This window comes from Halolamina sp. (assembly GCF_036626355.1).
Lineage (GTDB): Archaea > Halobacteriota > Halobacteria > Halobacteriales > Haloferacaceae > Halolamina.
Genome location: NZ_JAZKRY010000029.1, coordinates 1 through 21,772, shown reverse-complemented (window position 1 = coordinate 21,772; position 21,772 = coordinate 1). Strand labels below are relative to the sequence as shown.

27 protein-coding genes and 2 pseudogenes are annotated in these 21,772 nt (G+C 64.1%); 21 read left to right on the top strand and 8 right to left on the bottom strand.

What is annotated here, in order from left to right:
- From V5A38_RS06565 to V5A38_RS06555, 3 genes are all read left to right on the top strand, one after another.
- On the top strand, positions 1 to 663 hold the full coding sequence (locus tag V5A38_RS06565) for a metallophosphoesterase family protein (protein ID WP_332324949.1): 663 nt from the start codon (positions 1 to 3) through the stop codon (positions 661 to 663).
- Entirely contained in the window at positions 660 to 941 is a 282-nt protein-coding gene (locus tag V5A38_RS06560; protein WP_332324948.1) for a CGCGG family rSAM-modified RiPP protein, read from the top strand. Before V5A38_RS06565 ends, V5A38_RS06560 begins: the two co-directional genes overlap by 4 nt.
- A gap of 65 nt (positions 942 to 1,006) precedes the next feature.
- The gene (locus tag V5A38_RS06555) at positions 1,007 to 1,282 is read left to right on the top strand and encodes a DUF2249 domain-containing protein (RefSeq protein WP_332324947.1); all 276 of its coding nucleotides are present in this window, start codon (positions 1,007 to 1,009) and stop codon (positions 1,280 to 1,282) included.
- A 22-nt stretch (positions 1,283 to 1,304) separates the two neighbouring features.
- On the opposite strand, the gene V5A38_RS06550 is transcribed toward V5A38_RS06555, so the two are convergent.
- Positions 1,305 to 1,520 (bottom strand): DUF2249 domain-containing protein, encoded by a 216-nt coding sequence (locus tag V5A38_RS06550; protein ID WP_332324946.1) that lies wholly within the window; start codon positions 1,518 to 1,520, stop codon positions 1,305 to 1,307.
- 124 nt (positions 1,521 to 1,644) lie between these two features.
- Between V5A38_RS06550 and V5A38_RS06545 the strand changes: the two genes are divergently transcribed.
- The 9 genes and pseudogenes from V5A38_RS06545 to V5A38_RS06505 all read left to right on the top strand — a co-directional run bounded on the left by V5A38_RS06545 (position 1,645) and on the right by V5A38_RS06505 (position 10,417).
- Positions 1,645 to 2,313 carry a helix-turn-helix domain-containing protein gene (locus tag V5A38_RS06545; RefSeq protein WP_332324945.1) on the top strand — a complete coding sequence of 223 codons (669 nt, stop codon included), beginning with the start codon at positions 1,645 to 1,647 and terminating at the stop codon, positions 2,311 to 2,313.
- A gap of 56 nt (positions 2,314 to 2,369) precedes the next feature.
- Entirely contained in the window at positions 2,370 to 3,497 is a 1,128-nt protein-coding gene (locus tag V5A38_RS06540) for a TIGR04053 family radical SAM/SPASM domain-containing protein (RefSeq protein WP_332324944.1), read from the top strand.
- Positions 3,498 to 3,786: 289 nt separating this feature from the next.
- A complete protein-coding gene (locus V5A38_RS06535) occupies positions 3,787 to 4,221 on the top strand; it encodes a plastocyanin/azurin family copper-binding protein (RefSeq protein ID WP_345786275.1) in 435 nt (144 codons plus the stop codon).
- A gap of 1 nt (position 4,222) precedes the next feature.
- Positions 4,223 to 6,235 (top strand): TAT-dependent nitrous-oxide reductase, encoded by a 2,013-nt coding sequence (gene nosZ, locus V5A38_RS06530; protein ID WP_332324942.1) that lies wholly within the window; start codon positions 4,223 to 4,225, stop codon positions 6,233 to 6,235.
- Positions 6,236 to 6,239: 4 nt separating this feature from the next.
- Positions 6,240 to 6,989 carry a hypothetical protein gene (locus V5A38_RS06525; protein ID WP_332324941.1) on the top strand — a complete coding sequence of 250 codons (750 nt, stop codon included), beginning with the start codon at positions 6,240 to 6,242 and terminating at the stop codon, positions 6,987 to 6,989.
- Entirely contained in the window at positions 6,989 to 8,398 is a 1,410-nt protein-coding gene (gene nosD / locus V5A38_RS06520) for a nitrous oxide reductase family maturation protein NosD (RefSeq protein WP_332324940.1), read from the top strand. Before V5A38_RS06525 ends, nosD begins: the two co-directional genes overlap by 1 nt.
- A pseudogene (locus tag V5A38_RS06515) lies at positions 8,376 to 9,053 on the top strand (ABC transporter ATP-binding protein); the annotation flags it as partial. The gene nosD and the pseudogene V5A38_RS06515, both read left to right, overlap by 23 nt.
- A gap of 80 nt (positions 9,054 to 9,133) precedes the next feature.
- Positions 9,134 to 10,069 carry an ABC transporter permease subunit gene (locus tag V5A38_RS06510; protein ID WP_332324938.1) on the top strand — a complete coding sequence of 312 codons (936 nt, stop codon included), beginning with the start codon at positions 9,134 to 9,136 and terminating at the stop codon, positions 10,067 to 10,069.
- Between the two features lie 204 nt (positions 10,070 to 10,273).
- Positions 10,274 to 10,417, top strand: a complete 144-nt coding sequence (locus tag V5A38_RS06505) for a zinc ribbon domain-containing protein (protein ID WP_332324937.1) — start codon at positions 10,274 to 10,276, stop codon at positions 10,415 to 10,417.
- Positions 10,418 to 10,450: 33 nt separating this feature from the next.
- On the opposite strand, the gene V5A38_RS06500 is transcribed toward V5A38_RS06505, so the two are convergent.
- From V5A38_RS06500 to V5A38_RS06490, 3 genes are all read right to left on the bottom strand, one after another.
- Positions 10,451 to 10,906, bottom strand: coding sequence for a pyridoxamine 5'-phosphate oxidase family protein (locus tag V5A38_RS06500; RefSeq protein WP_332324936.1), 456 nt, complete (start codon positions 10,904 to 10,906; stop codon positions 10,451 to 10,453).
- A gap of 70 nt (positions 10,907 to 10,976) precedes the next feature.
- Complete coding sequence (locus V5A38_RS06495; RefSeq protein WP_332324935.1) at positions 10,977 to 11,255, bottom strand: hypothetical protein; 279 nt, start codon at positions 11,253 to 11,255, stop codon at positions 10,977 to 10,979.
- Positions 11,252 to 11,626, bottom strand: coding sequence for a helix-turn-helix domain-containing protein (locus V5A38_RS06490; RefSeq protein WP_332324934.1), 375 nt, complete (start codon positions 11,624 to 11,626; stop codon positions 11,252 to 11,254). The genes V5A38_RS06495 and V5A38_RS06490 overlap by 4 nt, the downstream gene beginning before the upstream one ends.
- Positions 11,627 to 11,976: 350 nt before the next feature.
- Here V5A38_RS06490 and V5A38_RS06485 point away from each other — a divergent pair, with 350 nt between their 5' ends.
- Positions 11,977 to 12,210 carry a DUF2249 domain-containing protein gene (locus tag V5A38_RS06485; protein ID WP_332324933.1) on the top strand — a complete coding sequence of 78 codons (234 nt, stop codon included), beginning with the start codon at positions 11,977 to 11,979 and terminating at the stop codon, positions 12,208 to 12,210.
- 66 nt (positions 12,211 to 12,276) lie between these two features.
- Complete coding sequence (locus V5A38_RS06480; RefSeq protein WP_332324932.1) at positions 12,277 to 12,552, top strand: hypothetical protein; 276 nt, start codon at positions 12,277 to 12,279, stop codon at positions 12,550 to 12,552.
- Between the two features lie 62 nt (positions 12,553 to 12,614).
- On the opposite strand, the gene V5A38_RS06475 is transcribed toward V5A38_RS06480, so the two are convergent.
- Positions 12,615 to 13,190: a hypothetical protein gene (locus tag V5A38_RS06475; RefSeq protein WP_332324931.1), complete on the bottom strand. Its 576-nt coding sequence runs from the start codon at positions 13,188 to 13,190 to the stop codon at positions 12,615 to 12,617.
- A 102-nt stretch (positions 13,191 to 13,292) separates the two neighbouring features.
- Here V5A38_RS06475 and V5A38_RS06470 point away from each other — a divergent pair, with 102 nt between their 5' ends.
- Positions 13,293 to 14,216, top strand: coding sequence for a TIGR03571 family LLM class oxidoreductase (locus V5A38_RS06470; RefSeq protein WP_332324930.1), 924 nt, complete (start codon positions 13,293 to 13,295; stop codon positions 14,214 to 14,216).
- Positions 14,217 to 14,302: 86 nt separating this feature from the next.
- Here V5A38_RS06470 and V5A38_RS06465 read toward each other — a convergent pair whose 3' ends face one another.
- Positions 14,303 to 14,485, bottom strand: coding sequence for a hypothetical protein (locus tag V5A38_RS06465; protein ID WP_332324929.1), 183 nt, complete (start codon positions 14,483 to 14,485; stop codon positions 14,303 to 14,305).
- A 199-nt stretch (positions 14,486 to 14,684) separates the two neighbouring features.
- On the opposite strand from V5A38_RS06465, the pseudogene V5A38_RS14615 reads away from it, so the two are divergent.
- The 3 genes and pseudogenes from V5A38_RS14615 (at position 14,685) to V5A38_RS06450 (ending at position 17,518) form a co-directional block, all read left to right on the top strand.
- Positions 14,685 to 15,053: pseudogene (locus V5A38_RS14615) on the top strand (UPF0175 family protein).
- A gap of 828 nt (positions 15,054 to 15,881) precedes the next feature.
- Positions 15,882 to 16,601 carry a helix-turn-helix domain-containing protein gene (locus V5A38_RS06455; protein WP_332324928.1) on the top strand — a complete coding sequence of 240 codons (720 nt, stop codon included), beginning with the start codon at positions 15,882 to 15,884 and terminating at the stop codon, positions 16,599 to 16,601.
- Positions 16,598 to 17,518 (top strand): sulfurtransferase, encoded by a 921-nt coding sequence (locus tag V5A38_RS06450; protein ID WP_332324927.1) that lies wholly within the window; start codon positions 16,598 to 16,600, stop codon positions 17,516 to 17,518. Before V5A38_RS06455 ends, V5A38_RS06450 begins: the two co-directional genes overlap by 4 nt.
- A 39-nt stretch (positions 17,519 to 17,557) precedes the next feature.
- Here the strand turns inward: V5A38_RS06450 and V5A38_RS06445 are convergent, their stop codons facing one another.
- Complete coding sequence (locus V5A38_RS06445) at positions 17,558 to 17,878, bottom strand: hypothetical protein (RefSeq protein ID WP_332324926.1); 321 nt, start codon at positions 17,876 to 17,878, stop codon at positions 17,558 to 17,560.
- A 45-nt stretch (positions 17,879 to 17,923) separates the two neighbouring features.
- Here V5A38_RS06445 and V5A38_RS06440 point away from each other — a divergent pair, with 45 nt between their 5' ends.
- The gene (locus V5A38_RS06440) at positions 17,924 to 18,250 is read left to right on the top strand and encodes an amidohydrolase family protein (protein ID WP_332324925.1); all 327 of its coding nucleotides are present in this window, start codon (positions 17,924 to 17,926) and stop codon (positions 18,248 to 18,250) included.
- Positions 18,251 to 18,297: 47 nt separating this feature from the next.
- Here V5A38_RS06440 and V5A38_RS06435 read toward each other — a convergent pair whose 3' ends face one another.
- Positions 18,298 to 19,326: a zinc-binding dehydrogenase gene (locus V5A38_RS06435; RefSeq protein WP_332324924.1), complete on the bottom strand. Its 1,029-nt coding sequence runs from the start codon at positions 19,324 to 19,326 to the stop codon at positions 18,298 to 18,300.
- A gap of 169 nt (positions 19,327 to 19,495) precedes the next feature.
- On the opposite strand from V5A38_RS06435, the gene V5A38_RS06430 reads away from it, so the two are divergent.
- A complete protein-coding gene (locus tag V5A38_RS06430) occupies positions 19,496 to 21,286 on the top strand; it encodes a M28 family peptidase (RefSeq protein WP_332324923.1) in 1,791 nt (596 codons plus the stop codon).
- A partial coding sequence (locus tag V5A38_RS06425; protein ID WP_332324922.1) for an aspartate/glutamate racemase family protein occupies positions 21,286 to 21,772 on the top strand: 487 nt, incomplete at its 3' end. The genes V5A38_RS06430 and V5A38_RS06425, both read left to right, overlap by 1 nt.

Below are 21,772 nucleotides of genomic sequence, written 5' to 3'. Positions count from 1 at the left end.
ATGCGAGTCGGACTCATCTCGGATATCCACGCCAATCTCCCAGCGCTGCGGGCCGTGCTCGCTGAGATGCCACCGGTCGACACGCTCGTCTGTGCCGGCGATATCGTCGGCTACAACCCCTGGCCAGCGGAGTGTCTCGAGCGTGTCCGCGAGGCCGCCGATATCGTCGTGATGGGGAACCACGACCGGACCGTCCGAAGGCCCGCGCGCTACCGGGCGAACCGAATGGCTGAAGCCGGACTCGAACTGGCCAAAGAGGAGCTTTCGGTTGCGCAACTCGACTGGCTCGACACCCTCCCGCGGAGCGTCGAGTTCGACGAGGAGTTCCTGGTTGTCCACGACCACCCCAAACACCAGGACACGTACGTCAAACCGGCGCAGTTCAGCACCATCCCACAGTTCCTCGACGACCACCGCGGCGTCGTCCTTGGCCACACGCACATCCAGCACGCCGAAACCGTCGAGGGATCACTCATCGTAAACCCCGGAAGCGTCGGCCAGCCACGCGATGGCGATCCGGATGCCGCCTACGCTGTCCTCGATTCGGACGAGCCGGGCGTGGAACTCCACCGCACCAGTTACGATATCGACGCGGTCATCAGTCGAATCGAGGAGCTGGACCTCCCGGACCGAACCGGGACCCGACTGCTCGACGGTAGGTGAGTCGACGCGGTGTCACCGACCGTCTGCACGACAACTCCTGGTCGGCGAATCTCGAACGGGACTTCCACGCCGAGGACCAGTCGCTGGTCGTAGAACAGGCCATCGAGGCCGTAATCCACACCACCGCGGGGAACCACGTGAACCTCGTCACCCACGGCGCTCACGGCCATCCGGAGGCGTACCTCTTCGACGCGCTTCAGGAGCAGGATGGGGACCTGCGTATCGAGTACGTCGAGCAGTGTGGCTGTGGCGGGCACGTCACCCGGGTTCATGGTTAGAAACGGGCTCTCACCCGAACTGATTCGGGAGAATCCTCGCAAGGATGGAGCTCGAGGAATGACCAATGGTAACTGATCAGCTCCCCCCGCTCGAGGAACTGTTCGTCGACAGCACGGTGCCGACCGACTGCCGCTGTGAGTATCTGGATGCCCGAGAGCTGCCGCCGCCCGAACCGCTCCAGAACACGCTCGAACGGCTCGAAGCGCTCGATGGGAGCGTGCTCGTCCAACTGAACGACCGGGCGCCACAGCATCTCTACCCGCGGCTCACAGACCGGAACTACCAGTACGAAACGGTCAACGCCGGCGACGTTGTCGTGACCGCAATCTGGAACGAATAGGGAGCGCCAGTCGCGGCGACGCTTACGCCTCTTCGATACGGACGTGCCACTCGTCTTCCTCGACCTGTTCGGTTTCGTGGCTGAAACCCCGCTGGTCGAGAACGAAGTACAGCGGTTCGGGCTCGAAGCTGTTGACCAACTCCAGCGTCTCCGCATCGTCGAGGCCCTCCAACGCGGTCATGATGCTGTCGAACGGCTCGCCGTCGACTTTCCGAACGTCGAGAGTCTGATCGGCCATATATCGAGTACCTTCCCATGCAGGTGTGCCAGTTCTGCCGAACATGCTCGGCTCGAACAAGTGTGATACGAACATGTTCGGGGATATCGACTGGCTTATTGGTACACAACGATGGCACAGAGACATGCCAGAAGCCAAACTCACCCTCACGATCCCGGAGAGAACGTGGCCGGGAGAGATAACGAGACGGTACCCTGACGCCAGCATTCGAATTGTGGCAGCGATCGCCGAAGCCGAGAGCGGGGTCGGTCTGGCGGAGGTCTGCTGCCCGGAGCAGGACGGCATCATCGAGGACATCCAGTCTCACTCGGCCGTCGATTCGATGGAACTGCTCCAGCGCACCCACGAGAAGTGTCTGATCGAGTTCCGGACGGACCTCCCGCTGCTCCTGTTTGCGGCCCGCGGGTCGGGGCTCCCATTGGAGCTTCCCTTCGAGGTTCAGAACGGCGAGGCGACGTGGGCGTTGACCGCCTCACACGAGTCGATCTCGGGGCTGGGCGAGCAGTTCGACGCGTTGGGTATCAGTTACAGCGTCGACTATCTCCAGCCGGAGGTGGCGGGCACCGAGGATCTACTGACGGACCGCCAGCAGTCACTCATCGCTGCAGCCATCGAACACGGCTACTACGATACGCCACGACGCTGTTCGCTGACGGAACTCGCCGACGTCGTTGGGTTGGCAAAATCCACGACGAGCGAGACGCTCCACCGCGCCGAGGAGCGCGTCATGAAGGAGTTCGCGACGACGGGGATCGAGGACCCGACGGCTGGGGCCCCGGCCGAGATGCGCTGACCGAACACGTTCGTGAGAGTAGCTTCCGCCACGGAACTCCAGCAGTGAAATGGACGATGAATCCACGCGCTATCGGTATCGACGAGCGGCCGTTCGTTCTCGTCTGGGAGGTAACCCAGGCCTGTGCGCTGACATGTGATCACTGCCGGGCGGACGCCCAGGAGCGTCGCCACCCCGACGAGCTGACGACCGAGGAGGGGGAGGCATTGCTCGACGAAGCCGCCCGGTTCGGGGACGACCAGCTGGTCGTCTTCTCCGGGGGCGATCCGCTGACCCGAGACGACGTCGAGCACCTGGTCAGCTACGGCGTCGACCAGGGGCTTCAGATCACGCTCACGCCAAGCGGCACCGCCTCCCTGACCAGTGACCGTCTCGACGCCCTCGCCGATGCCGGGCTCCGCCGCATGGCGCTCAGTATCGACGGGGCGACACCGGAGTCCCACGACGAGTTCCGTGGGGAGCCAGGGAGCCTCCGTGAGACGATCCGTGCGGCCCGGCATGCCAGGGACGCCGGCATCCCGCTCCAGGTAAACACGACCGTCTGCGCGCGGACCGTCGACGAGCTGCCGGCGATTCGCGAACTCGTCGCCGACCTCGGCGCCGTGCTCTGGTCAGTGTTCTTCCTCGTCCCGGTCGGTCGAGGGGAGCTGCTCGACCCGATCTCCCTCGAACGGAGCGACTCGGTGATGAAGTGGCTGCTCGACGTCGCCGATGAGGCATCGTTCGGCGTGAAATCGACGGAAGCGCCCCAGTACCGCCGGGTGGCAGCACAACGGCGGCGCGGTGAGGACGGCACGGCGACGCCCACCGCAGACGAGATCGGCCGCCGAACCGGTGTCCGGGCCGGTGCCGGCTTCGCCTTCGTCAGTCACCTGGGCGAACTCTATCCCTCCGGCTTCCTTCCGGTCTCGGTGGGTAACGTCAGGGGCGAGAGCCTCGTCGAGCGCTATCGGCACTCCTCGCTGTTCGAGTCACTGCGCGATCCGGACTCGTTCACCGGGAAATGCGGTGCCTGTCCGTACCGGTACGTCTGTGGCGGGAGTCGTTCGCGTGCATACGCCCACACGGGGAGTCCGCTCGCGAGCGACCCGCTCTGTCCGTATATTCCGGAGGAGTACGACGGGCCGGCTCCGGATGCATGGACGGATGAACAGTCCGAGCGCGTCTCGGAGGGAACGTTTTGAGGCTCACGGCACGCTGACTATCGGTGTTCCGGTGGTGAAAGCGGAGCAACGAGGGTTTTCTCGGGGTTTCGACGGCGAAATCAGCGGAGGCTCCCCCAAGAGGGACTGGGTGTGTTTCCCACACACGGGTTGCTAACTGGACACGTCGAAGACTGTCCACTGTGCAGAAGTGAAGCGAGTATTTCGGGATGGTATAAACCATCCGCCGAAACAATTCGTTTCTTTCCAGGACCCGGGAACGCGGTTCACGGTTCTAATACCGCCCTCCCCTACCCGGATTCGTGGAAAAATGAGACATGACTTATCGCGGAGACGATTTGTCACTGGTGTCGCTGCAACGGGCCTCTCGCTCGGGCTTGCTGGCTGTAGTTCGAGTTCGGCAGGCTCCTCGGACTCCCCGACGGAGACGGTCGATATGACCGACGACCTTGCTTTCGCACCCAAACGAATCGAAGTCGAGGCCGGAACCACGGTTACCTGGGAGAACGTCGGTTCGATTGGCCACTCGATCACCGCCTACGAGGACGAAATTCCGGACGGAGCGACCTACTTCGCGTCCGGCGGGTTCGACTCCCAGCAGGCCGCGAAGGACGGCTATCCCGACGACGGCAACGTCACGGAGGGCGGCACCTACGAGCACACGTTCGAGACGAAAGGCGAGTACAAGTACTACTGCATCCCCCACGAGATGAACGGAATGGTCGGATTCGTGAAGGTGATTTAATATGAGTACCACCAACACTGACGAGACTGACGAGGAACGCCCGGAAACTGACGACGACGAACTGATCGCAGAACACGAGAAACAGCTGAACGACCTGCTCGCGGAGGTTGAGGGACCCGACGCGCCGGAAGCCGAGTCGACACTCCCGTCGCTTGGCCTCGACATGAGCCGGCGTGGTCTGATGAAGGCCGGCGCCGCAGCCGGTGCCATCGGTACGCTCGCGGGCTGTTCGGGCATTGGGAGTAGCGGCGCGGCGACGGACGAGAACTCGGGCAGCAATGACGTTCCCGAACACACCGTCGCGCCGGGCGAACACGACACGTACTACGGCTTCTGGTCCGGCGGTCATTCCGGGGAAATCCGGGTCATGGGCATGCCGTCCATGCGCGAACTCACTCGCATCCCGGTGTTCAACCCCGAGCCAGCGAAGGGGTACGGCTTCTCCAACGATACCAGCGGGATGCTCGAGGAAGCGGGCGACTACACGTGGGGCGACTCCCACCACCCGAGCCTTTCGGAGACCGGCGGGAAGTACGACGGGGAGTACATCTTCGTCAATGACAAGGCCAACGGCCGCGTCGCGCGGGTGAATCTCAACTACTTCGAGACCGACGCAATCCTCGACATCCCGAACGTCCAGTCGGTTCACGGCTGCTGTATCCAGAGCCCGGACACCAACTACGTGTTCGCCAACAGCGAGTTCCGGACCCCGCTCCCCAACGACGGGAGCGATATCAACAACCCTGACGAGTACGTCTCGCTGTTCTCAGCTATCGATCCCGAAACCATGGACGTCCGCTGGCAGGTCGAGGTCGACGGCAACCTCGACATCGTCGACTCCGACAAGGACGGCCGCTGGGTGCTCGCCTCCGCGTACAACGACGAGGAGGGCGTCGAGATTGAGGAGATGACCAAGAACGACCGGGACTTCGTGAAAGCGTTCGACGTGCCCGCGATTCAGGAGCTGGTCGACGCCGGCGATTACCGGGAGAAAGTCAACGGCATCCCCATCGTCGACGGCACGAAAGCGAGTAGCCACAACAGTGGTGACTCACCGGTCGTTCGGTACATCCCGACGCCGAAGTCGCCTCACTGTGTCGAGGTCACACCCGACGGCAACTACGGGATCGTCGCCGGGAAGCTCTCCCCGACTGTCTCGATCATCGATATCGACAAGCTTGACACCGCGTCGGACCCGGTCGACACCATCGTCGGCCAGCCGAAGCTCGGGCTCGGACCCCTACACACGACCTACGACGGCCGAGGCCACGGCTACACCTCCCTGTTCATCGACTCGCAGGTGGTGAAATGGGATATCGAGGCCGCGGTGAACGCCGAGAAAGGCTCCGAAGAGCCGATTCTCGGCAAGATCGACGTTCACTACAATCCCGGCCACATCCAGGCCGTCCAGGCGATGTCCAGCGAGCCGACCGGCGACTGGCTGGTCGTGCTCAACAAGCTCTCGAAGGACCGGTTCCTCCCGGTCGGGCCCATCTACCCGGACAACGACCAGCTCGTCTACATCGGCAACGACAAAGACGACGACAGCGGCGGCATGGAGCTCGTCTCGGACCACCCGGTCTACCCCGAGCCCCACGACGCCATCTTCGCGCACAAGGACAAGCTGGACCCAGCGAGGATCTGGGATCAGGCAGATTACGAGGGCGAGAAGGAGTACATCGGCGAGGGCGACTCCGGCGTCGAGCGTCTTGACGACTCGACGGTCGATGTCAAGGCCTATGTCAAGCGCAGCGAGTTCGGCCTGCGTGACTTCACGGTGAAAGAGGGCGACGAGGTCCGGCTCACCGCGACCAACATCGAGGGGAGCCAGGACATCGTCCACGGGTTCGCCATCCCCGAGTACGACGTTCACCTCGCGCTCGCCCCCAAAGACACCCGTGAGGCCACATTCACCGCCGAGAAACCGGGTGTGTACTGGATCTACTGTACGTACTTCTGCAGCGCACTCCATCTCGAGATGCGCTCGCGGATGATCGTCGAACCCCGGGAGTAACACCATGGACGGACCGAGATGGAGCGAGTTCGGTCAGCTTCGGCGGCTCCTGCCGCTGCTAGCGGCCGCGCTGCTCCTCGTCGCGCTACTGCTCCCGATGTGGCGCATCGAGATGAACGCGGTGCAGTACCCAAACGAGACGCTCCAGCTCGGTCTCTACGCCTACCCCCGCGTCAGCGGTGATTACGTGGAGATCAGCCGGCTGAACCAGTACATCGGGTTCTACTACCCGGACCCGGTCTACTGGCAGCCGAACTACGAGGCCCGTCTGCAAGCCATCGACGTGCCGGAGTGGTCGTTCGGACCGCTGGCCTTCATCGGCGTGGCGGCGACGGGCGTGTTCGTCGCGCTCGCGCCGACCGTGACGAAGCTCCGGCGCGGTCTCAACGCCCAGCTTCTGGGCACGCTGCTCGTCTTCGGGGTGATGATGGCGGATATCCAGTACCGGCTCTATCAGGCCGGTCACACGCTGGACCCGGATGCACCGGTGATGGGTGTCGAACCGTTCACCCCGCCGCTGTTGGGGAGCTACAGCGTCGCCAACATCACGAGCTACTCCTCGTTCGGCGCCGGCGCGTATCTCACGATACTCGCCATCGGTTTGCTCGTCGTCGCGTGGCTGGCACGCAATTCGACCGCGACGGTACGGGACGTCCCCGACATCCTGCGGGGCCTGCCCGACTGGGTGCGGGACCGCGCTGGAATCGGGGTCACGACTGACAGTCAGGAGCCGGATGACCGGGTGAGCCGCTGATGGCGGCAGGTGGGCTCGAGCGCGGATTCGCCGCACTCGTGGTGCTCGTCGCCGCCGCACTGACCGGGGCGATGGCCGTCCCAGTGCCTGCAGCGGCAGGGCCGACTGTCGGCGGCGCGGGCCCGGCAACGGATTTCGACGCTGGCGTCCCAGCAAGCTACGAGTTCGACCCCGTGACCGAGTCCGGCGTCGCCACAGTTGCCGGAGAGGAGTACGACTCCGTTCAGCGCGCCGTGAACGCCGCTGAGCCCGGCCAGACCGTGGTCCTCCGCGGGCAGTTCGACGAACCCGTCGAAGTGAACACGACCGGCGTTACCATCACGAGCCCGCCCGACCGCCTCGCCGCCATCGACGGCGGCGGCGAGGGCGACGTGCTGACGGTCAACGCACCGAACGTGACGGTCCGGGGGGTCTGGGTGCGGAACTCGGGGTACGACGCCTCCACCAACGATGCCGGCGTCTGGGTCGACGCGCCGAACGTCAGCCTCGTCGACAGCCGCGTGACGGACGTCACCTTCGGCGTCTGGGTCGACGGTGTCAACGACGCCACGCTCCGGAACAACACCATCGTCGGTCGGGAGTCCGTCGAACCGCGCTCCGCTCGCGGTAACGGTATCCAGCTCTGGAAAACCGCGGACAGCCGAGTCGTCGATAACCGCATCACCGACGCGCGGGACGGCATCTACTACTCCTGGGCCTCGAACGTCACCGCCCGGGGGAACGTGCTGTGGGACCTCCGCTACGGGGTGCACTACATGTACTCCGACAACAACCTGCTGGAGAACAACACCGCGTTCGACAACGATGTGGGGTACGCCTTGATGCTCTCGGAGAATATCAGGGTGATGAACAACACCGCCGCGAACAACACGGGGACCAGCGGTCACGGCATCCTGCTGAAGCGCATCGATGACTCGGAGATCCGCGGGAACGCGCTCGTCGGCAACGGTCGGGGCATCTACATGCTGAACGCGGTCCGGAACCCCATCTCGGACAATCTGCTACTCGGCAACCGCATCGGCATCCACCTCACCGCCGGGACAGCCGACGAGCGCGTCACCGGCAACAGCTTCATCGACAACGGCCGGAACGTGTTGGCGGTCACGGCAAACCAACACGTCTGGAACGAGACCGACCGCGGCAACTACTGGGACGATGCCGGCGCGGCCGACCTGGACGACGACGGAGTAAGCGAGCTCCGTCACCGCCCCGCCGGCCTCGTCGAGGCGCTCGTACAGGAGCAACCGACTGCGGCCGTGTTCACCCGGAGCCCCGCGTTCCGGGCCATTCGCGAGGCAGAGCAGTCCCTGCCGGTCATCAACGCACCCGGCGTCGTCGACTACCACCCGCTAACCACCCCGCCACACGAGAACTGGAGAGAGTACTATGAACGCGATAGAGACGACTGACCTGACGAAACGCTACGACGACGTAGTCGCCCTCGACAGCGTAGAGCTGTCGATACCGACCGAGACGACGTTCGGCCTGCTCGGGACGAACGGCGCCGGCAAATCGACGCTGTTCAAACTGCTCGTGGGGCATCTCACGCCTGATTCCGGCTCCGTGACCGTCGCCAACCGGGACGTGACAGCTGCGGGCCATACCCTCCGCGAGGTCGTCGGCTACGTGCCCGAGAACGCCGGCTTCCCGCCGTCGCTCACCGGTCGCGAGGTGCTCGAGTTCCACGCAAAGATGCGGGGGCTCCCGGCTGCAGACCGGGCCGATAGAGTCGAGGCAGCGCTCGGGACAGTCGGACTCGCCGACGCCGCGGATCGCCGCGTTGGCGGCTACTCCAACGGGATGAACCGCCGGCTCGCGCTCGCGTCCGCGCTGCTCGCGCGCCCGAAACTCCTGCTGCTCGACGAGCCGACCGCCGGTCTCGACCCGCTTGGCGTCGCCGAGTTTCACCGCATCATCGAACGGCTTCGCCGCGAGGCGGGCCTCACCGTCGTCGTCACCACGCACGTGCTCGCGGAGGTCGACCGGCTCTGTGACAAGGTGGCCGTCCTCCACGATGGACAGCTCCTGTTTACGGGGTCGGTCGACTCTCTCAAGAGCGAGGGTGATGGGGAACTCGAGACTGCGTTCGGCACGCTGGTCGGCGATGCCGAGAGCCACCCCGTCACGAGCATGGAGGGGAACCGATGAGCGGTGTTGACGAACCGCCTGCCTCGGAGCCGAATGAGAGCCCCGCTGCCGACCAAGACGAGATGCCACCCTCCCAGACGGACGGCGGGGTCGCCACCGAGCAGGCAGTCGAACTTCCGTCGGGGCCCGGGGGCCACTCACCGCTGCAGCAGGTCGCCACCGTCACCCGGCAGGAGTACGCACTCTCCGTGCGGAACCGCTGGGCGCTCGCGCTCACGGTGCTGTTCGCGTCGCTCTCGCTGCTGGTTGTCGCGCTCGCGGGCCAGAACGGGATCGTCAGACCGGATGCGATCGTCGTGAGTCTGGTCGAACTCGCGACGCTGCTGCTCCCGCTGGTTGCGCTGCTGTTCGGCTACGACGCGATCGTCGGCAGCGAGGAGGCCGGCTGGCTGGGGATGCTGTTTGCGCTCCCCGTTCCGCGCCGACGTGTCGTGCTCGGCACCTATCTCGGCCGGCTCGCGGTGTTCGTCGGTGCCGTCGTCATCGGCTTCGGCGGCGGCGGCGTCTGGCTGGCGCTCGTCGGCCTGCTCACGCCAGCGTATCTCGGGCTCATCGGCGCCTCGGCGCTCGCAGGCGCGTCGTTCCTCGCGCTCGCGCTGGTGGTGTCGACGCTTGCGGCGGAGAAGACCCACGCACTCGGCGGAACCCTCCTGCTCTGGGTCTGGGTCGCGCTCGTCCACGACCTGGTCTCGGTGGGCGTCATCGCCGCTGGTCTCGTCCCGTCGGAGTGGCTTGCGGCGTTCGTTCTCGCGAACCCTGCGACGGTGTTCCGTGTCCTGGCGCTTCAGTCAGTCCCGACAGTGACCGGCGGGATGGCGGAGATACTGGTGGGAACTGGGCTGACAACGCCGGTGCTCGTCGCCGCCTTACTCGCCTGGAGCATCGGTCCGGTCTGGCTGGCCGGTCGGCTTGTCAGTCGCCGGAGTGTGTGAGGTCTTCCCTCGTTATGGGAACTGTCGGTACGTAGTTCCCCTATGCAGAGAAAGAAACTAGTATGATACTCGACGACCCTACTGGCCTCGAAGACTACGACGGTGGACTCTCGTGGTCGGGTTCCAGCCCACCGACGGAACGGGAACTGTCGGGGCGTGATATCAGAAGCGGCTGGAGTAGCAATCGACCCACTGATCGGACCGATGGATGAGTACGAGTTCCACTGTACGGCGTGTGACCAATGCATCTCCGTGAACGAGGGGATGCGTCAGAGCCTGCTGGAGTTCGGCTGCCCGGTCTGTAGCGAGCCTGTCTGCCCCGAGCAGTTCTCCCAGCTGGAACAGTAGTGTCAGCGGTAGCCCGGGTGCCTCGGTAGTGGCTTACTCCTCGTCCCGATCGAACTCGATGTGTCTTCCGTTGATCTCGTCGGGCACCAGCCGGTAGAGTTCGATCTCGAGATCGCGCGTGCCCTCGCTCCAGATTTCGAACAGCGGTCGCCTCGTGTCACCGTACTGCTCGATCGTCTCCGGCGTCAGGTCGTCGGGCTCGATTCGTTCCAGCGTGCCGATGACGACCGCGCTGCGGTACGTCGTCTCCGCTTCCTCGTAGACGACGAGGCGGCTCGCGGGCGAGGAGGCGAGGAAGGAGCGTTTCTCGCTTTCGGGGGTGGAGACGAGACGAAGGTAGAACTGTCGCTCGCCACGGTCGAAGCCGTAGGAGATTGGGATCGCATATGGGTCGCTATCGCGGGCAAGCGAAAGGACGCCGGTCTCGTGATGGCCGAGGAAAGCGTCAGTTTCGTCGGCCGACATCCCGGTTTGCTCGTTGAACATCATATAGAATCATACCGAAGGCGCGTAACGGACCTTTCGGTTCAACATCGACCGGCGAGGGAGCTAACGTGGCTCACTCCATGTAGAGTGAGGCCAGGATGACGGCGAACCCGACGGTCGTAAAGAGGCTCTCGACGACGAACGCGAACGTTGGGTCGACCGGGAGGAGCTGGTCGACGATACCGGCGAGGAGCGCGCCGATGGTGACCGTGCCGAAACCCAGGGTAAGCGCCCGTAACGCCGCCGAACCCGTGTGCCGGTAGGCTTTGAACGAGTAGTAGGTGATCGAGCCGCCGAGCAACAGCGTGAGGGTTTTCAGGGCGACGACGACCGTCGTCATATCCGGGCTCATGTCTCCTTTCGCACCTCCGACCAGAGCGCCGACAGTCGCTCCTCGGGTCTCGAGTGTTCTCGAGAGATCTCGACGTCGAGCGAGCGATCCTCGGTGAGTGAGAGCCGTACTTCGTCGAAGTTCACCACGTAGCGCCGGGTGTGCCGGCCGTCAGGTCTGACTTCCAGTTTCTCCTCGACCAGCGAGGCATCACTGAGCAGGTCCAGTTTCCGGTACATCGTCGACTGGGGGATATCACACCGCTCGGTCAGTTCGTTCACTGTCAGCGGTTCCTCGAGCAGTCGGAGGATGGTCCGACAGTCCTGATCGTCCAGCGCGTCGAGCACGTCTTGGAGCGCCGGCGCCTCCGGACTGATCCGCTTACGTTCCATCGCTCCACTCTCGACACTGGTCGGTCGCTGTTTGGGTAGGTGTCCGGTCATCTGTGGGGTGAACGCGGTCACGTGTGGTGTCAGTCGACATGCGTTCTGTGGGTCAGGTTGTGGGCTTGGTTCGGACCCTGCTGCACTGCCTCATGCGCCGAGTGCTTCCGTACTCCAGAAACGACGGATGCGGCGTGGCATAGATGTACCGGATATACGCCGATTGGACACCAGTGCATACTGCCGAACAAGTTCGTGTTTCTCTCGCCCACGGTGACTGGGGAGGAAGCGGCGTGTGACCACAGTCGAAAACATGTTCGTAGCAAGGCTCTGGTGCCGGCGGTGACGAGTGTCTCTGTATGCCAAAAGAGAGTATCGACGCGCGCGAAATCCCGCCGGCGGAGCGACACCCGAAGATTCACCAGGCGTTCTCGGAGCTGGACAGCGGCGAGACGCTCCAGTTGGTCAACGACCACGACCCGAAGCCGCTGTTCTACGAGATGGACGCGGAAGTCGACAGCTTCGACGCCGATGGCTACGAAGTGGAACGGCGCAGTCCGAACGAGTTCGTCGCCACGTTCCCGAAGCTATAGGCACGCCAGTTCGACCGACGTCCCTGTCGCGCGGTGCCGGGGGGCCGGTGAGCAACAGGCCCCGTCGTGCTGGGTTTCGACGACCGTCTCGCGGCCGCTGATTTCGCCTGCATCGTCGCCGGCACTGGCCTTCTGGTCGCCCCAGAGCTGTTCGGGCTCTCTGCGATCAGTTCCGCAGTCGGCGGGACGCTGGTACTCGTTGGTGCCGGGCTCTTCTCCGCGAACCTGCTGTTGGTCATCAGGAATCATAGCCCCGATTCCGTGGTCGACGTTCTCGTCGGCCCCCGGCTGGGAGGTTCTGCTACCGATACTGAGCAGGCACCGCCCATCGATAGCGACTGACAAGCTTGCTCGGGCGACGAGAAGCAGTCCTCCTCGGTCGACCCGCCAGATGAACCGACGACTTAGAACGGGGTCTCGGGGTCGTCGGGACTGGTTGGATAGTTTGTTGCGGGTTCTCCCTGACCGACGGCCGCCTCGGAGTCGCCGATAGCGTCCGATTCGCGGTACTGGCCCTCCAGTGAACGGAGCTGGTCGTTGATCTCGTCGTTCCGGTGGTGCATCCTCCCAGCCCGAACGCGAACGATGCTGTACTCATGGCGATGGGACAGCCCGTTCCAGGCTCGGAACGCCCCGACCGTGAGCGTCGACGTCTGGGGACAGAACGGCGTCGTCGGCGTGAACTCGGCGCGGAGCACTGCCGGGTCATCGGCTTCCTCGGCGTACCGGACTCCTGCGTTCTCGTGGCGGCTGTCGAGGTTGAGTCGCGCCAGATTATAGCCGAACGTCATGTCGTACACCCCGCGCTCCTGGAACAGCGCCCTGGTCAGCCGGTGAAAGGCCAGGTGGTCCGCGTCCGTGAGGACAGCATGACCCTCCAGGAACTCACCGGGGTCGGGGAGATGTTCGGGGACGAACGCGTCGTACTCGTCGAACGCCGTGGCGTCGTCGCCGCCGAACGGTAAGGGGAATCCAGCCATAGCTGATACTACGGGACAATCGGTCCTACATTCCGTCCCGAACGTGTTCCGGCCATCGCCGCGACCGCAGCCCGTATACCCGGGCCTCGCGAACACCGTCCCGTGACCACCGTCGAGGACCATCCTGGCTACGATCGGCTGTTCGGCGGCGACGACCTGACGTTCGGCGTTGGCTTCCCGCTGACCGGTCATACCGAGAGCCGGCCGCCGGTCGACGAGGAGATGCGTCTCGCGAGCCACGCCGAGTCTCTCGGCTACGACGCGCTGTGGGCTCGGGACGTCCCCACCCACTGGCCACGCTTTGGCGACACGGGCCAGACCTACGAGCCATGGCCGTGGCTCAGCCACGTCGCTGCTTATACCGACGAGATCGCGCTCGGCACCGCAAGCATCGTCCTCCCGCTCCGCCATCCGATTCACGTCGCCACCAGCGCGGCCACCGTCGACCGGCTCTCGGATGGCCGGCTGGTGCTGGGCATTGCGACTGGCGACCGGGACCCCGAGTTCGACGCGTTCGGTATCGACCGCGAGGAGCGCGGCGAACTGTTCCGCGAGAGCGTCGACCTGCTTCGGACCGTCTGGGCGGGGGAGTTTCCTGACCACGAGTTCGCGCGGGGGGAGCTTTCGGGTGCGCTCGACCCGGTCCCGAAGCCGGCGAAAGGGACGATTCCGCTGCTTCCAACCGGGAACGCCCGGCAGACCGTCGACTGGATCGCCGAACACGGCGACGGCTGGCTGTTCTATCACCTCCCCGATGAGACACTGGAGTCGTATCTCGAGGACTGGCGTGTCGCCGCCGGCCAGAAACCGTACACGATGGCTGTCCGGACCGAACTCGCCGCCGACCCGACCGCCGAGCCGGAGCCCCGCCACCAGGGCTACCATGCTGGTGTGGAGTGGTTCCGCGAGTACTTCCGAAAACTCCAGGCTCTCGGGGTGGATCATGTCCTTGTCGGGCCGTCGGGCGACGATACCCCCGAAGCGGCGCTTACGCGGTTTGCCGAGAACGTTATCGAGAAGATCTGAAGCGACCGGTGCTGGTGCGTCGGGTGACCTCCGGCCGCGAGGGTCAGTCGCCATCTGATTCCTCGAACCGCTCCGCGTTGTGCTGCTCAGTCTGGGAATTCGAGCCCTTCGAGCCCGATGTAGCCCAGTGCGAAGCCGCCGACGATGATGAGGCCGGCCAGTAGCTGATACGCCGGCGTCGGCGGGAGCACGCCAGTTGCGACGGTGCCACCGATCACCAGCAGTATCGCCCCCGCCAGCGACCCGTAGGTTCGGAGCCGTTCGTCCATACCAACTCAATGGAAGCGAGTCCCATGAGCGATTCGCTTCAGGCGGGAAAACAGCGCTTCCAAGCGGTTTCGACCGATAATAAACCAATAATCGCGATATGAAGTTCTCATGGTCAGAAGTTGGGACCGGCGATCTCAATGCATCTGGTATTCAGACGACGTTCATAGATCGTCTGAAGACGTAGGTTCGGATAGCCGGATGGCTCGAATCACCGGCTCCTATCCAGACGATCTCGATCTCCTCATCGAGGGTGCTGTCGAGGCTGGTGTGTTTGGTGGCACGAGCGATGCGTTGTGAGATTTCGTGCGTGAATAGTTCGGAGAACACGAAAACCAGCGCATTGCAGCTGCGGTCGCCCGCTACGAACGCGAGCGGATCACGCTCGGTGATGCCGCGAGGCTTGCTGCTGTCGAGCGCTGGACCATGCGTGATCTCCTCCGTGAGCACGGCGTCGAACTCCGGCTTGCGTTCGCAGATGAGGAGGATGCGGCCTGCAAGGCGGAGGCAGCGACGGAACTCGAATTCGATGATGAATCTGCAGACGACGAGGCATCGACCTCGCAATGACGACTGACGATATTGCTCCTTTTCGTGGCCGCCAACCACTCGAGCCTCGATATAGTCTGCGACACCGTTTGCCCCGTGCGCCCGAATCACGAGCACGATGCGGTCCCCGTCGACGACCAGCGCGCCGTACGGTTCGACGAAAGCGGGAGCAAACTGCCCACAGCGGTCTGGTCGTCGTGTCCAAACCACGTCTGTGAGACGATCTGAATATCCGATTCCGGCCCAGCGATCGAGGTTCGCGCAGACAGGGGGCGCGAATCTGAACCCGGCACGGTCGAACGTACCAGTTTGTCGATATTAAAGTTGACTATCGTCCCGGTCCCATGTACGGTGTGCGTGAATCGAAGCTCGGTGGTGTCGACTGCGATACGTGTCCAAGTTGTGTCTTCTTCGACACTGACGAGGTGAAGGGGCCACGCCGTTCCGTCTGGCCACGGTACCGCACTCGGAATGAACAACAGCGCCCCTACCCCAGTGACGATAGCATCCTGGGAGAGCCCCTCGCTCGAGCAGCGAATGCGACGACGGCGGGAACCACCAGCTGGCTCCGGAGGCCATCGACTACCTGTTCAACGCCCACCCGGAAGGGTTCGAAGCCGAGTTCACGGACAAGCCACACCCTCTACGAGCGGACCCGTTAGGGTGAGCGAAGTAGGGTGGGGTCGTTGACTCGGACTCGGAAATTCCAGACAAGACAATCTAAATACGTCGGACCCATATCCGATACGTTGTCGAGAGCCAACCCAATCAACTACTGACACCCGACTCACGACATCCACTCAGACGAGGACGACGCTCCCACAGACGAGGCCCGCCACACCGACCATCATGTACGATTTCAGCTTCGAGATAACGTATAACGCCGGTGCCGACGAGTACGTCGACGTATTCATGCAGCGCGAGTCCCTCAGGTCGGAAGCGATTTACTCGTGTCACGACCCCTCCGAACTGTGGACGCTCGAATCGGTCACGGGTGACCCGGGCGATCTCGCGGTCATCGACCAACTGCTGCTCGACGAGTCCGTCGAGCGGGAGTCGATCAGCGACCGGGAGTGCAATTTGAGCCGAACCGCGAGTCTTCTGACGGAGGAGCAACGCCGGAGAGTAGCCTACACGTACGTTTCCGACAGAGACCACTGTGAGACCGTCCCATTTATCACCGCAAAGTACGTCGACGGCGGCGTCCTTTTCCAGCAGAGCCGGACCGGCGACACGGTTCGGTGGCGGGTGTTGGTGCAGGACGATTCGAAGATCGGATTTTTATACGACACGCTGTCTGCAAAACTCGGCGAGGGGCTATCGTTTTCTTTTAAACACCTGACAGAAATCGATCGCTGGGATAGTGGCCTCCTTTCGCCGGTAGACATCCGTGCAGAACAGCGCGAGGTTCTGAAGCTGGCTGTCGAGCGCGGCTACTTCGAAACGCCTCGCAAGGTGACGCTCGACGAGCTCGCCGACGAACTTGCGCTTCCACGTTCGACCGTATCGTATCGGCTCCGGCGTGCGACTGCGGAGCTGGCAAAACGATTCGCCGACCAGCAACTATGACTGACGAGAACACACCAGCGAACGGCAAACAGACGTGGACCGATAGCACGCCCGAAGCACAGTATCCTGCGGACGTCCTTGTCAGTCCGGAGTGGGTCAACGCGCGACTGGACCAGTTCGTTTCCGACGAGCCCGACACCAGGCTCCTCGAGGTCGACGTCAACACCGCGTTCTACGAAACCGGCCACGCACCCGGTGCCGTCTGCGTCGACTGGCAGACGGACCTCCGTGCTGCCGATTCCCACGATATTCTCGGGCCCGAGCAGATGGAGTCATTTCTCGGAGCGTGCGGAATCACCGCGGAGACGACGGTTGTCGTCTACGGCGACAACTCGAACTGGTTCGCGACTCACCTCTATTGGCAACTCACCTACTACGGCCACCCGGACACCCGGGTCATGGACGGCGGTCGCCAGTACTGGATCGAACACGACTATCCGAGCACGACCGATCCAGTCGATCCGCCGAGCGTGGAGTACGGCGGCGAACTCGGTCCGCCTGCCAGGCCGGGGGTTCGAGCCTATCGTGAGGATATCTTCGGAGCACTCGACACTGAAACGGTATTCGTCGACGTGCGGCTCCCAGCGGAGTTCCGTGGCGATATCACGAAGCCACCCGGCATCGACGAGGCCGCGATGCGCGGAGGACACATTCCCGGAGCGAAGAACGTCTTCTGGGCCGAGAACATCCGTCCCGACGGGCGATTCAAGTCACCAAACGAGCTTCGTCGCGTCTACGAGTCCCACGGTGTCGATCCCGACGACGACGTGATCGTCTACTGTCGGATCGGCGAGCGTTCGTCAGTCACGTGGTTCGTACTCGCGGAACTGCTCGGCGACGAGAACGTCCGGAACTATGATGGCTCGTGGACCGAGTGGGGAAATATGATCGGCGTCCCGATTGAGCGCGGTGAGTAAGCTCCGGCGTGCGTGGCCCGAACAACGGCTGACCGTTTCTCACTCGTCACGAATCTGTCGAGCGTCTCGTTGAAACCCGCCCCCTGTGTCAGAGGACGTACCGGTCGAAGCCCGTGGCGACGACGAGGTTGCTATCGTCTCTTCGATAGACGGAAAGATCGCTTCGTGAATCGATGGCCCGTATTCCACCGGTTTCGACGTTGGTTCGATGCCGGCCTTTTCGGCAAACCTCGCGGCCCCGTTCAGAAGTTCGTGGGCACCGTCCTCTGATATGTCGATCAGGATGTCGGTGTGGACATCAACCTCCGATAATACGCTCAGTGCTGTGCACATGCCGTCGGGACGTTCAGCATCCTGCACGAACCTGACGGCATCGAGGGCAGCGACGCGGACAACGCGGCGGTGATGGCGAAAGTCGCGGAGGCCCGCAAACGGGAGGTCTGGGAGCCGCTGCTTGAGGGGGAGATCGGGGTTGCACTCGGCACTGACAGCATGCACGGTCGGCTCCCGACGGAGGTGGAGCATCTGGTGGACCTCGGCGCCAGTCCGGAGCGCGCGCTCCGCGCCGTGACTACGGAAGCCGCCCGCGCTGCCGGAGTCGAGGACGAGGCCGGCCGCATCGCTGAGGGCCGAGCGGCGGACCTGCATATTCTCCCCGCGCCTCCCGTCGAGAGGCCGGCAACGCTCGGGGAGCCGACCGTGGTGTTCAAAAACGGAAAACGCGTGGACTGAGGCCGAGAGCAGGGGTTTCTCCTGCTCGGTCGAGATACCGTCGTCGATTAGGGTTTCAGCACTACTTTCCCGACGACCTCACGGTTCTCGATTGCCCGGTGGCCCTCTGCGATATCCGAAAGCGGGAGCACGCGGTCGATCTGCGGCGTCAGTTCGCCGCTGGCAACCAGCGAGAGCACGTCGCGGAACTGAGTGCGGTTCCCCATCGGCGCGCCGCGGATCTGTCGGTGATGCTGGTAGATCGAGCGGATATCGATATCCGGATCCGCGCCGCTCGTGGCACCACAGACGACCATGCGCCCGCCCATCGCGAGACTGTTGATGCTCTTCTGCCACGTCTCCTCGCCCACGTGCTCGGCGACGAGGTCCACCCCGCGGCCATCAGTGAGGTCCAGTACCGCCTTGTCGTGGGGGGTATCGGTGTAATCGATGATCTCGTCAGCCCACTGCTCTAGCAAGTCGGCTTTCCGCTCCGAGGACGTCGTCGCGTAGATCGTCGCGCCGAGGCGCTCGGCGATCTGGAGCGCCGCGTTGCCGACGCCGCCGCTGGCGCCGAGAATCAGCGCCGTCTCGGCGGGGCGGAGTTCGCCGGCGCCGACGATCATCCGCCAGGCGGTCGTGAAGGTCACCGGGACGGCCGCCGCGGTGACGAAATCCAGTGGTTCGGGTTTCGGCTCCAGTGTCTCGGCCGGGACGGTGACGGAGTCGGCCAGCCCACCGGGGCGGTTCTCGCCGATGATCTCGTACTCGGCGCACATTGTCTGCTCGCCGATCTCACAGAACTCGCAGTCGCCACAGGAGACGCCTGGGTAGACGACCACCTCGTCGCCGATCCGCTCCTCATCGACTTGGGTGCCGACCGCGCCGACGACGCCGGCAATGTCACAGCCCGACCGCTTCGGAAAGTCCCCTTCGTCCCCGGGGTGGCCTTTCCGGGCGAACACGTCGAGGTGGTTGAGTGCAACCGCCTCGACGTCGACCCGGACTTCGCCGGGACCGGGTTCGGGAGGGTCGACGGAGACAATCTCCAGCGCTTCATCCGGGTCGCCGTATTGGGTGACGTGTGCAGCGCGCATGAGTGGAGACGTGGGGAGGGCGTGTCTTGTACTCATGGGTCGGGGCCGTCGGGGCAGACCCGCAGGGAGGCCACCGTGGTGACGGCGGGTCCTGCCGCCGACTCACAATTCGTGCTGACGTTTGCCAAATGTTTATGCGCCGGGCTACCGCACCCGCGAACGGAAGTCAATGAGCCAACCTGCCACCAATAGAGATGCCCTCGACGAGTTCGACGGAGCGCTCGTCGACGAGGTGTCGCTCGACGAACCATGGGACCTCCTCGAGGAGTTCTCGACGCTGAACCGCATGTCCGGCAGCGACGACGAGGTCGCCGCCGCGGACTACATCTGTGACCGGCTGGAGGCAAACGGGATCTCCTACGACCGGCACGAGCCGGAGCTCTACATCAGCCAGCCCCACGACGCGACTATCGAGACGCTGAACAAGGAGTTCGAGCCAGGGCCGGTGAAAACCGTTTCCTTTTCGGCCTCGACAACGGTCTCGGGTCCCGTGGAGTACGTCGGCGCCGCCGGCGGCGACCTGCTCGACGAGGATACAGGTCCTCACGAGCCCTACCACGATATCGGTGACCTGACGGGCGCCATCGCGCTCACGAAAGCCGGGAGTCTCTCCATCCGAGCGGTGCGAAAGCTCTCGGAGAAAGGCGCCATCGGCGTCGTCGCCATCCACAAGCACGACCGCGAGCCACACAACGGTATCGCCACGCCCATCTGGGGCGGCGCGCCGCGCTACGACGAGCGCGACAAGATTCCGGACGTCCCCATCGTCAACGTCAATCAGCCCGACGGCGAGACGCTGATGGAGTGGGCCGAGAGCGAGGAGGGGCTGGAACTCGAAATTTCGACGGATCTCACCACCGACTGGATGGACTGTCCCGTCGTTGTCGCCGAAATCGAGGGTGAGGCCGAACCGGAGACCGACGAGTTCCTGCTGCTTCACGGGCACTACGACTCCTGGTACGTCGGCATCACCGACAACGCAACCGGCGACGCGGGCCTGCTCGAGTCCGCCCGGGTGTTCAACGAACACAGCGACGAACTGACGCGGAACCTCCGTGTCGCCTGGTGGCCGGGCCACTCGACGGGCCGCTACGCCGGGTCGACCTGGTACGCGGACACGTTCGCGAAGGAACTGGCCGACAACTGTGTCGCCCAGGTCAACATGGACTCACCAGGGGCGAAAGACAGCACCGAGTACACCGACATGTCCTGCTGGTGCCCGGAGGCCCACGAACTCGTCGGCGGCGCCATCGACGACGTCGCAGGCACCCCCTACGAGGAGCAGTTCCCGTTCCGCGCGGGCGACTACTCCTTCGACAACCTGGGGATCACCGGCTTCTTCATGCTCTCCTCGAACATCCCCGCCGAGGAGCGCGAGCGTCGGGGCTACCACGGCGTCGGCGGCTGCGGTGGCAACTCCGACGCCTGGCACGTCTCGACTGACACCCTGGAGAAGGCCGGCGAAGACGAACTGCTCCGGGACATTCGGGTGTACGTCACCGCGGTCGCCCGCGTGCTCAACGCCGAGGTGCTGCCGTTCGACCACGCCCGGACCGCCGCGAAGCTGCGTGAGGCCGTCGAGCGCTACGATGAGACTGCCGGCGAGCGTTTCGATTTCTCGCCGACGCTCGAGCGACTCGACGCGCTCGAGGGCGAGCTCCAGACGTTCCAGAAGGCCGCCCGCAACGGCAACATCGACCCAGCCGTCGCCAACGACACGATCACCTCACTCTCCCGCGTGCTGACGCGTCTCTACCTCGTAGAGCGCGGCCAGTTCGAGCAGGACCCAGCCACCAATCGGGAGCCGTTCCCGCGCTACGCCGTTGCCCGGAAGTTCGAGGTAACCGAGGGCGACGAGGCGCGGTTCGTGGAAACACAGCTGACACGGGAGCAGAACACCGTCGTCGGCGAACTGGAACGGGCGCGTGACCTCGTCGCCGACGTTACGGAGGTGGCCTGATGGTCGACGTCTGCTACCTCGTTCCCGGCGTCGGGCTGCCCGAGGAGGAGAAGAACCGGCGTGAGCGCGTGTCGAACGTCCTCACTCCCGAACACGTCGACGTCACTGTGCTCGAGGCAGAGGGCCCCGGCCCGACGAGCATCGAGAGCGCTGTCGAGGAAGCGTGGTGTGTCGTCGGCACGATGCAGACGGCCGACGAAGTCGCCGAGGAGTTCGATGCACTTGTTATCGGCTGCTTCGGCGACCCCGGCATCCGGGCACTGCGAGAGCTCCTGGACATCCCCGTCGTCGGCCCGGCCGAAACGACGATCCACACCGCGGCGATGGTCGCCGACCGGTTCACCTGGCTCACCATCCTCGACGAGACCGTGCCGATGAGCCACGAACAGGCTCACGAGCACCACCTCTCGGAGCGGTGTGTGAGCGTCCGCTCGGTCGACGCGCCCGTCGAGGAGATCGACCACAGCGACGACGACCTCGTCGAGC